Below are 12,515 nucleotides of genomic sequence, written 5' to 3'. Positions count from 1 at the left end.
ACACGCCATACGATCGCGCCGGGCAGATCGACCCGGGGGGCAATCGGAATGAAGCTTGGTGCACGCATCTTGATGGCGACGACGGCGCTCGCCCTCGCCGCGCAGGCAGCCGCCCAGACGATGGACGCCGACTTCGCCAGCATGGTGAGGCAATGGACGACGAGGCCCGAATTCATCAGCCCGCTGGTCGATCACCTGCCGGTGTCGACGACGATCCCGTCGCCAAAGCAGGTGTTCGGCGACCACATCGGCGTGCCCAACAAGCTGCATAGCCAGGAGGAGATCAACGCCTATTTCCGACGCCTGGCCAAGGCTGCGCCGGATCGGGTGCGCATCCTCGACATCGGCAAGACGAATGAAGGCCGCGACAATATCGTGGTGATGATGTCGAGCGCCGCCAACATGGCCAGGCTGGACAGCTACAAGAGCAACCTCGCGCTGCTCGCCGATCCGCGCCGTACCACGCCCGATCAGGCAGCGAGGATCATCGCCACCACCAAGCCGATCTATCACCTCACCGCCTGCCTCCACAGCGCCGAGACCGGCCCGTGCGAGATGCTGATGGAACTCGGCTATCGTCTGCTCACCGAGGATTCGGCGCTGATCCGCAAGATCAACGACAATCTCATCGTCGCGTTCAGCCCCGTGCTGGAGGGCGACGGCCGCGACCGCTATGTCGACTGGTATCACCAGAGCCTCGTTGACGAGACGGACGATCTCGCCAAGCCGGGCGGTCCGCCTTATTGGGGGAAATATATCTATCACGACAATAATCGTGACATGAACTATTCCGATCCGAGCGCCCGGGAGCTGCTCGCCTATTATCTCGAATGGCACCCGCCAGTCATGCATGAATTGCATGAATCCGTGCCGTTTCTCTACACCTATTCCGGGCAGGCGCCGCAGAACCCGGATCTCGACCCGATCCTGTACGGGGAGCTGCCCTTCTTCTCCAATTTCGAGATGTCGCAGCTCACCAAATACGGCATGCCCGGCGTTTGGACGCACGGCTATGTCGATGCGTGGTCGCCCGGCTATGTCGGCTTCATGTCGTCGAACCACAATGGCATGCTGCGCATGTACGAGACCTTCGGCAATGGCGGTGCGACGACGATGCTGCGCCACGTCGACAACGGCCTGAGCGAGCCGGGCGCGCGCGCCACCGGCCAGCTCGCCCGCGACTGGTTCCGGCCCTTCCCTCCCTATCGGGAAGTGATGTGGTCGATGCGCAACAACGTCAATTATATGCAGACCGGCGTGCTCACCGCGCTCCAGCTGGCTTCGAGCTTTCCGGAGGTGATCCTCGAGAATTTCTACAAGAAAAGCCTGAATGGCATTCAGGCCGGGCAAGCCAAGGCTCCCTATGCCTATGTCATTCCGGCCGGCCAGAAGGATGAGAGCCGGATCAAGTTCGTCGTCGATCAGTTGTTGATGCAGGGCGTCGAGATCGGCCGCCTTTCCTCGCCGATGAAGGTGAAGGAGGGCGAATATCCCGCCGGCTCCTTGCTGGTGAAGCTGGACCAGCCATATGGCCGCCTCGCCAAGACCCTGCTCAAGGTCCAGAACAATTATCCGAACCCGAACGTCATGACTTACGACGACGCGGCATGGACGATGGGCCTGATGGCGCATGTCAATATTGTCGAGATCGCCGACAAAGCCGTGCTCGCCGCCGCCACCGCGCCGGTGACCTCCTTCGCGCTGCACGGCACCGCCGCCGACGCCGGTCCGGGCGGGTTCGTCATCCTCGACAATGGTTCGGTCAATCTCGCGCGACTGCGCTATCGCCTGCCGAAGGTAGCGATCCGCGTCGCCGAAAAGCCGTTCAGGGTGGGCGCCACGGACGTTCCGGCCGGCTCGTTCATCGTCCCGGCCAGCGCCGCTGCAACGCTGAAGCCGCTCGTCGAGCAGTTCGGCCTCACCGCGGTCGCCGCCCCGGCGAAGATCGAGGCGCCGACCCATGAGATCGGCGTGCCGCGCACCGCCTTGTTCAGCACCTGGGGCTCGACCCAAAGCGTCGGCTGGGTGCGCTACGCCTTCGATCAGGACGAGACGCCCTATGATCTGATCTACAAGGAACAGGTCCGCGCCGGCAATCTGCGCGCAAGATATGACGTGATCATCATCCCTAATCAGGGCAATAGCGCGCAAAGCATCGTCTATGACGTTCCGATGAAGGGCAAGCCCTTGCCCTATAAGCCCAATGCCAAATTCAAGTCGCTCGGCGAATATGGCCAGTCGGACGACATTCGCGGCGGCATGGGAAATGAGGGCGTGGCCGAACTGCGCAAGTTCGTCGAGGCCGGGGGCACGCTGATCACCACCGGCAATGCTTCCACCGTGCCGGCGGCGTTCGGCATGGTCGACGATATCAGCGTCGGTGCCGCCGGCGGCAATTTCTACGCGCCCGGCCCGATCGTGAAGGCGAAGCTGCTCGCCCCCGCCAACCCGATCTTCTACGGCTATACGGACGAGACGATGCCGGTGCGCTGGGCGACGAGCACACTGTTCGCGGTGCGGCCGGCCTCGCGCGAGCAGGTGCTGATGGAATTCCCGGGCGGCGCGGGTTCGGTGATGAGCGGGCTGATGCGCGGCGCCGATCAGGTGCGCAACCGTCCGGCGATCATCAACGTGCCGCGCGCCCGCGGCCGCATCGTGATGTTCGCCACCAACCCGATCTGGCGCCGCCAGACGATCGGCGAATATCGCATGCTCTACAACGCGATGCTCAACTGGAACGCGCTCGGGGTGATGGCGCCCAAGCGGTCGGACCCGGGCCTGCCGGCAGATGCCGCGCCGGTTTACGACGACGGCTCGCGCGGAGCAGGGGACGGCCGCGGCGGCTGAGCGGCTCGCCGGCGACGATCAGGGTGGGCTCAGCATCTCGCTGATCTTCGCCGACAGCACCTCGATCTGGAACGGCTTGGTGATCATCGCCATGTTGGTGCCGAGGAAGCCGGCCCGGATGGCGGCATTCTCGGCATAGCCGGTGACGAACAGGATCGGCAGGTCGGGGTGGTTCTCCCGCGCGATCTCGGCCAGCTGTCGGCCGTTCATGCCTGGCAGGCCGACATCGGAGACCATCAGGTCGAAGCGCTGGCCGGATCGCAGCAGTTCCGTGGCCTTCAGCGCCTCGGCCGCCTCGAAAGTCTCGTAGCCCAGCTCCTCCAGCACGTCGCGCACCAGCAGGCGAACGGAATCATCATCCTCGACCAGCAGCACGGACTGGCCCGAGCCTTCGTGCACATCGCCGCCGGCACTGCGGATATCGCCCTGCGCCGGCGCCTCCGCGGCAGGCACGAAGATGCTGACGGTGGTGCCGCTGCCCGGCGCCGAGTGGATGCGCACCTGCCCGTTCGATTGCTTGGCGAAGCCATAGACCATGGACAGGCCGAGGCCGGTGCCCTGGCCGATCGGCTTGGTGGTGAAGAACGGGTCGAATACCTTGTCCACCGTCTCCCGGTCCATGCCGACGCCGGTGTCGGACACTGCGATGACGACGTAGCGGCCCGGCTTCACGCCGGGGCGGGCCTCGCAATAGGCTTCGTCAAGATTGGCGACGCGCGTCTCGATGGTCAGCTTGCCGCCCTCGGGCATGGCGTCGCGGGCGTTGATCGCGAGGTTCAGCACCGCGCTCTCGAGCTGGTTGGCGTCGACGATGCCGGCGGGCAGATCGGCGGCTGGCGCGATCGACACCTCGATCTTCTCGGTCATCGTCCGGCGGAGCAGCTCTTCCAGCGAAATGATGAGGGCGTTCACGTCCATCGCCCGGCTGTCGAGCGACTGGCGGCGGGAGAAGGCCAGCAGCCGCGCGGTGAGGCTCGCCGCGCGCTGTGCCGAAGTGGCAGCAGCGTCCATGAACCGGCCGAGGTCGTCATAGCGGTTCGCCGCCATCCGCCGCTTCATGATGTCGAGGGCGCCGATGACACCGGTCAGCATATTGTTGAAATCATGGGCGATGCCGCCGGTCAGCTGGCCTACCGCCTCCATCTTCTGGGATTGGCGGAGCGCTGCCTCCGCGCGTTCGCGATCGGCGGCCTCGGCCTTGAGCCGCTCGAGCGCGCCTTCCAGGTCGGCGGTGCGCGCAGCGACCTGGGCTTCCAGCGTGCGGGCGGCGGCGGCCAGCGCCTCCTGGCTGCGTTTCTGCTCGTCGATGTCGACGATCACCGAGATGGCGCCGGTCACCACGCCATTGTCGTCATGGAGCGGGACCCCGCTGATCCGCGTCCATATCTCGGCATCGCCGCCGCAGTAGATGAACTCCATGCCGTGGACGACTTCGCCGCGCAGCGATCTGGAGCCGGGAAAACCGTCCGGCTCGATCCGGTTTCCCCCGGGATCGACCGCCCTCCATCGCTCCTGCGCCCGCTGATCCATCGAGGGGATGACGCCTTCCGGGCTGAACCTGCGGAACGCCGGATTGGCGAGCTGCGTCTCGCCGGACGGGCTGACGAAGGCGACGCCGACCGGCAGGTTCTCGAGCAGCGTCGACAGGCGCCGCCGCTCGGCATCAAGCTCTGCAACCTGATCGCGGATCAGGAACTGCTTCTGCCGGGCGCGCAGCGCCGACGCGACCGCGCTGACCAGCGATTCGGTGCTAAGCGGCCGCTCCAGCAGGACGACATTGGTGGCGTTGGCGGGCAGCCGCCGGCGCACCGCTTCGGCCGGGCTGTGGCGCTTCGCCTGACGCCCCGCGAGCAGGATGAACGGGATGTCCGACCAGGTTGGCTGAGCCTCCAGCGCGCGATGGAGCGGCCCGAGATCGGTGGCGAGCGCCTCCTCGGTGACGAGGATCGCGCCGGCATGCTCGTCGAGGCGCCGCGACAGATCGCCAAGATCCGCGCAGACCTGCGCCCGATAGCCGCGCTCCTCGAGCAGCGCGGCGACGCTCTCGCCGTCGCGGCCATAAGGTGCGGTGACGAGGACCGGATAGCCTTCTGACGTCGCCCTATGCACCGGTCCCACGATCCTCCATCAGTGGAGACTGGGACCCGACATATTCGGGCGTGCCGGTGAGGATGCCGCGGAAATTGGCCAGCGGCGCGCCGACGCGGGTCCCCTGTCCATCAATGCGGAACTCCCGGATCGCGTCTTCGTGCGCGCCGCTGCGATTCTTGACGATCGAGATCGCCTTGCGGATTCGCCCCTCGGCTTCGAAGAAGCGCAGCAGGATGACGACGTCGGCGATGTACGACACATCCAGGCCATGGGTATGCATGTTGCCGAAAAAGCCCTGCTGCGGATTGACCAGCAACGTCAACACCCCCGCCTGGCTGAGATAGGAGAGCAGCTCGTGGAGCTGGAGGATGAGCTGCTGTTCCTGCGGCATCGCCGCCAGATAGCCGTTGAGGCTGTCGATCAGCACCAGCCTGGCGCCGCGGTTCTCGACCTGGTCGATCACCATCGACGCGAACTGCCCCGGCGCCACTTCGGCCGCGTCGATCTGGCGAAGGGTCAGGCACCCATCGTCGATGAATTTCTGGAGGTCGATGCCGAACGCCTTGGCGCGCGCAATCAGCGTGCCGATGCGCTCGTCGAACTGGTAGATGGCGCAATGCTCGCCGCGCTTGCAGGAGGCGGCGATATATTGGAGCGCGAGCGAGGTCTTGCCCGATCCCGCCGGCCCGGTGATCAGCGTGCTGGTGCCACGCGCCGGCCCGCCGCCGAGCAGCGCGTCCAGTTCTGCGACGCCGCTGCCCACGGCCTCACCGGTGAACTCGCCGCGATGTTCGGTGGCGATGAGGCGCGGGAAGACGTCGATGCCGCCCTTGCGGATGATGAAGTCATGATAGCCGGCCCGGAAGTCGACGCCACGCATCTTCTGCACCTGCAGCCGCCGGCGCGCCGCACCGAAATCCAGCGTCAGCCTCTCCAGCGTGACGACGCCATGGCACAGGCTGTGCAGGTGGCTGTCGCGCTCGTCGCGGGTGCCGGTCATGTCGTCGATCAGCAGCACGGTAGTGTGCAGCCCGCCGAAGAACTGTTTGAGGAGCAGCAGATGGCGACGATAGCGGAGCGGATCCTGGGCCAGCAGGCGCAGCTCGGAAAGGCTGTCGAACACGACACGGGTCGGCTTTACCCGCTCGACCTCCCGCTTGATCAGGTCGATCGTGCCACCCAGTTCCATTTCCCAGCTGTGCAGGATCGACTGGTCGCGCCCGGCGCCGAGCACCTCTTCGGCGGAGGCCAGCTCGAACAGGTCCATGCCGTCCAGCTTCCAGCCATGGGAGCGGGCGACGACCTGTAGCTCCTCGCCGGTCTCGGAAAGCGTGATGTAGAGGACGGGTTCGCCCTTGGCGACGCCGTCTAGCAGGAATTCCAGCGCCAATGTGGTCTTGCCGGATCCAGGCGTGCCCTCGACAAGGAAGAGGCGATTCTGCGGCAGGCCCCCGCGGAGGATTTGGTCGAGCCCTGCATTACCCATCGAAATCCGCGCGTCTGTGCCGCTCATCGATTCACCCAGCTGTTACGACGGGGCTTAACGCATATCGGCGCGAAAGGACCCCCCTCTGCGCGAATGTAGAGCATAGGCCGGACGTTCGGGAGATGCTCCTTGGGGCATGTTCACCGTTGCGTTCGGCTTTGAACGCAAGCGCCTGGCGCTCGCCGCGAAACGTCCGCAGCGAGGGCCAGGTCTGTGCCGTCGACAATGGGGTCGGGCGGGGCGGGGAAGGGCAGCTCGGGCTTTATCGGCTGGCCTGTGCCGGGCCGTAGAGCACGGCGTTGAAAAGGAACTTGAACGTCGAATAGGGCTGGCCGCGCTGGGTGACTTCGGGCCCGAGCAGATAGACATGGCCCTTGCCGAGCGTGCCGTCGACCACTGCCGTGGTGCCGTTGAGCCGCTTCTGCCCCCACGCCCAGCCGGAGCGCAGCGGGTCGTCGCTGGCGAACCAGGCGACGCGCCGCACGCTCGGGTCGCCGTCCGGCAAGCTGTAGACCGGGTTGTTATAGTAGAATACGTCCGCCGTCGCCGGCAGCCCGTAGGCCAGCGGATCGCTGACATCGACCTGGGCGCTGAGGATCGATCCGGGGACGTAGAATTGCGTGCCCGGCACCGGCACGCGCTTGCCGTCCTTCTCGGTGGTGAGCGCGTTGACCACCGGCAGGCCGAGCTTGGCACCCACCGCCGTGGCATCGCCGACCGCGACGACGGTGCCCCCCGCCCGGGCGAAGGCGGCGACCTGCGGCAGCGTCCTGTCGTCGGTCATGGCGCCGAGCATGTGGCGATATTCGGCCGGGATGTCCTCGGCCCGGGGCCCGCTGCGGGTGCCGCGACCCTCGCGGCCGAACACGTCGCTCTGGAAAACCAGCACGTCATATTTGGCCCTGAGGTTGCCGGCATCCAGCTCCTGCGGGAATACCTTGGTGTAGGGGAATTCGAACTGCTCGAAGATCCAGCGATTCCACCCCGACGCCATCGAGCCGCCATAGATGTCGACCAGGCCGATGCGCACGGGACGGATCGCCACGCTCTCGCCCGCCGGTCTGGCGGCGAGCGCATAGGCATCGATGCCGAGCGGCGCCACCGCCGCTTCCACGATCGCCCGGGACCTGGCCGAGGCCGGAATCCACAAGGCGCCCGGCGCCAGCGTCTGTCCGCCGGCCGTTACCGAGCCCTTCAGCCAATAGACCGGCAGTTTCGCCTTCAGCAGGCGGTTGGTGAGGCGGAAGCTGTTGTTGGTGGCGTGGCTGACGACATAGCCGGCCTTCCCGGTCCCGACGATATGCCCCGCCGGCGGTGTGGCGATGAGATCGGGCACGGCCGGCATTGCCGGCGGCGCGCTGTCCAGCAGCCGGTCGAACCTGACGTTCATCTGGAAGGCGAGCGTATAACCGGTAATGTCGTACGGACGTAGCGGCGGTCCGCCCGGATAGGCGAAGTCCTGCGGGTGATCCTGCGGCTCGAACATGTCGAGCACATGCGGGCGGAACGCCTGATCGGCGCGCACGATATAGGAGCCTGCCGGATAGGATTTGCCGTCATGGGTGAAAGCGGCATCGGCCTGCTGCACCTCGACGCCGTTCTTGATCAGCGTGTTGAGGAAGGCGACCGTGGTCGGCATGTCCGGCTGGGCATCGGCGGGAAGGATGTAGGCGCGCGGCGCCCGCTTCGCCGGATCCTGAAGCACCGTCTTGTAGAGGCTCGACGGCACCACGCCTTCGCCAGCCGGCGCGCGCGCCTCCCCGGCGGCGGCCGGCTTCAGTGCCTTCGCCGCCGCGGTGACGGCATCCACCCGCTTCGGCGTGATCACCCAGCTGTCCTGGCTGCCGTTGCGGATCTGGTTCCGGCCCATGACAAAGCGGTTGTAGAGCACCGTCTCGCGATTGCGCGAGGCATAGTCGAGCGTCGCGCGATCCAGGGTCTTCATATAGTCCAGCGATTGCTGGAAATGCCAGGTCTGCGGCGCGATCGGCGCGGCGAGATCCTCGCGGGCGAGCTGGTTGCGCGGCACCAGGGGGATTTCCATCGGCGTCGGATTGCCGATGATCTCGGTGAGGATGCCGGGCACATTATGGAAATAGCCGACGGTGCGCAGGCCGCCGTTGAACCAGGTCGAATAAGGCGCGCCGGAGCGCATGATCGAGCCCGGCTTGCCCTCCGCGATCAGCCGGCCGTGCATGGCATAGGCGAGGCTGTCCGTCTCGTTGATGACCAGCGGCTCGTTATTGTAATTATAGGGATCACGGAACGGCGGAATGAAGACGACGGTGCCGACCGGCCCGGTCTGGTGCTGGTTGTAATTGAGTTGCGGAAACCAATCCCGATACATCGCCTTGTTGATATTGGTCGTCTCAGCCTGGGTGACCGCGAAGCTGTCGCGATTGTCGTCGTGGCCGATATAATGCTGGTAGAGAAGCGGGATATCCATCTTGCGCTTCTTCGGATCGGCCTCGCGCATATACCAGTTGGCGACCAGCTCCAGCCCGTCGGGATTGGCGTAGACGAACAGCGCGATGTCGTCGTTGAGGAAGCGCAGCATCTCCGGATCGTTGGCGGTCAGCATCTCGTGGATGAACTGGATATGCGCCTGCCCGTTGACGGTCTCGGTGGCGTGGATGCCGGCATCGATCCATACCATCGCCTTGCCCTCGCGGGCGAGCGCATGCGCCTCCTCGTCCGAGAGGCCCCTGGCGAGGGCGAGCTTCTTCGCGATTTCCTTCTGGCGGTCAAGATTGCGCAGGTTCTCCGGCGAGGAGATCACTGCCATCCATTGCTCGCGCCCCTCGGCGGTCTTGCCGATCGAGACCAGCTTCATCCGGTCGCTTTCTCCGGCGACCTTTTGCAGCCACTTGCCGATATTGGTGTAGTTGGCGAGGAAATAGTCGGAGCCGACCACGCCACCCACCACATCCTTGGGATCGGTGATACGGGCATTGGTCGGCGGCGCGAGCTGCGCCGGGGCGGGCGTGGCCGCGATCGCGGCAAACATGGTGGTCGTCAGCAGGAAACCGCGCATCGTCTTACCCCCGGGAATCGCCACATGGCAGGTATCGGATAAGGGCCCCGCAGTTGCAACGGGGCCGGTCAACATCAGCCGAGATTGAAGCGCAGGCCGATGCGGAAGCTGCGGCCGAGGAAATCATAGAGCGAACGATTGGTGCCCGGATCCGGACTTGAGGTGTCGGATGGGCCGTTGCCGACCAGCCCCGGGTCGCGATTGAACAGATTGTTGACCTGTACATAGAGTTCGCTGGCGAGGCCGCCGAATTGCAGCTTCCGGGCGAGATAACCATCGACGTAAAAGGCGCTGGGCAAGTGATTGTCCGAAATCGTGCGATTGAGCGCGGTAGACGCCGGGCAGCCGCTGGTGCATTCGATATAGGTGTTGCTGTAGACCCCGGCGCTGAAACCGCGGCCGGTCAGCTGGAATGTCCAGTCTTCCAAAGCGTAATTCGCCGTCACGCGATATTTCCACTTGGGCAAGGCGCCGCTGTTCTGCCCGACGCTGTTGGTCGGCGGCTGCGTGCCATTGTCCGAGGTGCGCTCGATGAAGCGGGTGGCGAGGCCGCGAAGCGAAAGCGTGCCCGGCAGGCTTTCCGCGATGCGGGCGAGCGGGGTCTGGTAGCTCACCTCGAGATCGACGCCGCGCGTGCGCTCGACGACATAGTTGAAGCTGGTGGTGTAGACCCAGATGTCGCCGAGATTGGGGACGGCATTGGGGCCGGTCGTGCGGTTCCAGCCATTGCCATAGGCATAGGTCGGCGCCACTGCGTTATCCGCCGTGGCGAGCGAGATCTGCCGGCAAAGATCCTCATTGCCCTCGAAGCAACGGTCGACGATCTGCTGCGCGCCGAGCGATCCGATCGATCCCTTGATCTTGATGTCATAATAATCGACCGACAGACCGAAGCCCGGAATGAAGGACGGGCGGTAGACGAGGCCGAAGTCCCAGGTGTCGGCCTTCTCCGGCCGCAAGTCGAGATTGCCCTGCGGCACGCCGCGATAGCGCGCCGTCTTGCCGGTCCATGGATTGAGCAGCGAATTGGTATTGCCGCCGCCCGACTGGAACAGTTCGGACAGATTGGGGGCGCGGATGTCGCGTGATCTGACGCCGCGCAGGCGCAGGTCGCCGATCGGGCTCCACGTCAGCCCCGTCTTCCAGGTCACGACGCGCCCGGCCTGACTGTAGCTGGTCAGCCGCGCGGCGCCGTTGAACTCGACATTGAGCGGCAACGACACCAGCGTCTCGACATAGCCTTCGGTGACGTCGTAATGGCCGGCGACCTGCTCGTTGTCCGGGAAATTGCCGCTATACCAGCCGCTCTGCGCGAAAGGCGGCGTATAGGCCGAGGTCGCCTCGCGCCGATGCTCGACGCCGAAGGCGAGCCCGATCGGCTTCAGCCACGGGTTGGCGATGTCGGTGCTGAAATTGAGCGCCGCGACATCCTGGGTGAAGCGCGTGTTGGTCCAGGGATTGCCCATGATGTAATCGACGGCGGCCTGCGAATTGACGCCGATGCCGAAGCTGTTCCACGGCACGCAGCCCTGCGCGAGCGGGTCGCTGCTGCCGTCGCGGGTGACACGGCAGACGATCTGGCTATGCGCCGCATTCCACACCGCGTCGCGCGCATAGCCGAGCTGGATGCGATTGGGCGAGATCAGCGAGATATGGTTGTCGGTGACGCCGCGCTGATAATAGCCGTCCCATTTCCAGTCGGCGAACAGTGAAAAACTGCCCTCGGCGCCGATCACATAGCGCTGGACTTCACGGCGATTATAGCTTTGCCGGGTCGGATAATCGGCATTGAACGAGCCGAGCGTCAGTCCGCTCGTCGCCAGCGTGGGATATTGGGCGAGCAGCGCCGCCGGGATGAACGCATTGTCGCCCCTGATCGCGATATTGCCGCGATCGGTCTGCCGCCCGCCCCAGTTGAGGCCGAGGGTGCGATTGTACGATGCTTCGCCATAGACGGTGACTCCGTCGACAATTTCGTAGCTCAGCCGGCCATAGACGCTGCGGATGCGCTCGCCCGGTTGCAGCGAAGTGCCGTCGATATGCTGATTGACCCGCCAGTCGCCGCCGACCGTCCATTCGCTGTTGCCCGCAAGATTGTAGTTTTCCCCATAATCATAACGGTTGATCGTGCCGCCTTGCCCGAAGTAGACGCCGCGCGCCGGGCCGCTGACGACGATGCCGCCGCCGGTCACGCTGTTAAGCCCGGCGCGGGTCGTCGGCAGATATTGCGGCTGGCCGTTGCCCGCGACATAGGCCGGGTTCTGGGTCATATACATGCCCCTGGCCGCCCAGGCGCGCGGCACGCCGTTGATGCCATCGCGCTGGATGAAGGTGCCGTTGAGCAGCACGTGGCCGCGCCCGCCGGCGAGTTTCAGCCCGGCCGTCAGCGTCGCGCGATAGCTGTCATCGTCGCCGTAGGTGGTCTGGCCATAGCTGATGTCGCCCTTGATGCCGGTATAGTCCTTGTCGAGGATATAGTTGACCACGCCCGCCACCGCGTCCGACCCGTAGACTGCCGACGCGCCGCCGGTGACGACCTCGACGCTCTTCACCAGCCCCTGCGGGATGGTGTTGATGTCCACCGTGCCGTCGGTCGTCGATGCGACCGAGCGTCGCCCGTCGATCAGCACCAGCGTACGGTTGCTGCCGAGGCCGCGCAGATTGACGGTGTTGAGGCCGGCGGCCCCGCTGGCCAGCGAGCGGTTGGAATTGGCCGGCGTGGTGCTGCCGGCCACGGAGGGAAGCTGGTTGACGAAATCTGCGAGGTTGGCCGGCGCGGATGCTTGCAGATCCTGGGTGCTGATCACGGTCAGCGGGGTCGGCGCGTCATAGCCGTTGCGGATGATGCGCGACCCGGTGACGGTGACCTCCTCGATCTTCGCGCCGCCATCGCCCGCCGTCTGCGCGGACAGCGCGGTCATCGGCAGCGACGCGACGGAGACGAGTAGCGCAAGACGAACGGCACGGAGCATGCAGGCTTCCCCCAATGAGCACATGTCGGCGGTCCGGCCCGGCGGACGGCGACAGGGCGGGGGGATAGGCGCTAATCCCTAGTTA

5 protein-coding genes are annotated in these 12,515 nt (G+C 65.4%); 1 reads left to right on the top strand and 4 read right to left on the bottom strand.

Annotation, left to right across the window (positions count from 1 at the left end; all coding sequences use genetic code 11):
• Nucleotides 1-48: 48 nt before the first annotated feature.
• Nucleotides 49-2,847 carry a M14 family zinc carboxypeptidase gene (locus tag KOF26_RS06370; RefSeq protein WP_216322025.1) on the top strand — a complete coding sequence of 933 codons (2,799 nt, stop codon included), beginning with the start codon at nucleotides 49-51 and terminating at the stop codon, nucleotides 2,845-2,847.
• Between the two features lie 18 nt (nucleotides 2,848-2,865).
• On the opposite strand, the gene KOF26_RS17390 is transcribed toward KOF26_RS06370, so the two are convergent.
• The 4 genes from KOF26_RS17390 to KOF26_RS06350 form a co-directional block, all read right to left on the bottom strand.
• Nucleotides 2,866-4,956 (bottom strand): ATP-binding protein, encoded by a 2,091-nt coding sequence (locus tag KOF26_RS17390; protein ID WP_216322022.1) that lies wholly within the window; start codon nucleotides 4,954-4,956, stop codon nucleotides 2,866-2,868.
• Complete coding sequence (locus tag KOF26_RS06360) at nucleotides 4,949-6,424, bottom strand: ATPase domain-containing protein (RefSeq protein WP_253201192.1); 1,476 nt, start codon at nucleotides 6,422-6,424, stop codon at nucleotides 4,949-4,951. The genes KOF26_RS17390 and KOF26_RS06360 overlap by 8 nt, the downstream gene beginning before the upstream one ends.
• A 262-nt stretch (nucleotides 6,425-6,686) precedes the next feature.
• The gene (locus KOF26_RS06355) at nucleotides 6,687-9,458 is read right to left on the bottom strand and encodes a M14 family metallopeptidase (protein ID WP_216322016.1); all 2,772 of its coding nucleotides are present in this window, start codon (nucleotides 9,456-9,458) and stop codon (nucleotides 6,687-6,689) included.
• A gap of 74 nt (nucleotides 9,459-9,532) precedes the next feature.
• Nucleotides 9,533-12,430: a TonB-dependent receptor plug domain-containing protein gene (locus KOF26_RS06350; RefSeq protein WP_216322014.1), complete on the bottom strand. Its 2,898-nt coding sequence runs from the start codon at nucleotides 12,428-12,430 to the stop codon at nucleotides 9,533-9,535.
• Between the last annotated feature and the right edge of the window lie 85 nt (nucleotides 12,431-12,515).

The sequence above is a fragment of the Sphingomonas quercus genome, assembly GCF_018863195.1.
Taxonomy (GTDB): domain Bacteria; phylum Pseudomonadota; class Alphaproteobacteria; order Sphingomonadales; family Sphingomonadaceae; genus Solisphingomonas; species Solisphingomonas quercus.
This window is presented reverse-complemented; position numbering and strand designations above follow the sequence as displayed.

Bases quoted from the DNA above. Each gene is read 5' to 3' on its own strand.
- KOF26_RS06370 (WP_216322025.1), top strand. From the start codon at position 49: ATGAAGCTTGGTGCACGCATCTTGATGGCGACGACGGCGCTCGCCCTC.
- KOF26_RS06360 (WP_253201192.1), bottom strand. From the start codon at position 6,424: ATGGGTAATGCAGGGCTCGACCAAATCCTCCGCGGGGGCCTGCCGCAG.
- KOF26_RS06355 (WP_216322016.1), bottom strand. From the start codon at position 9,458: ATGCGCGGTTTCCTGCTGACGACCACCATGTTTGCCGCGATCGCGGCC.
- KOF26_RS06350 (WP_216322014.1), bottom strand. From the start codon at position 12,430: ATGCTCCGTGCCGTTCGTCTTGCGCTACTCGTCTCCGTCGCGTCGCTG.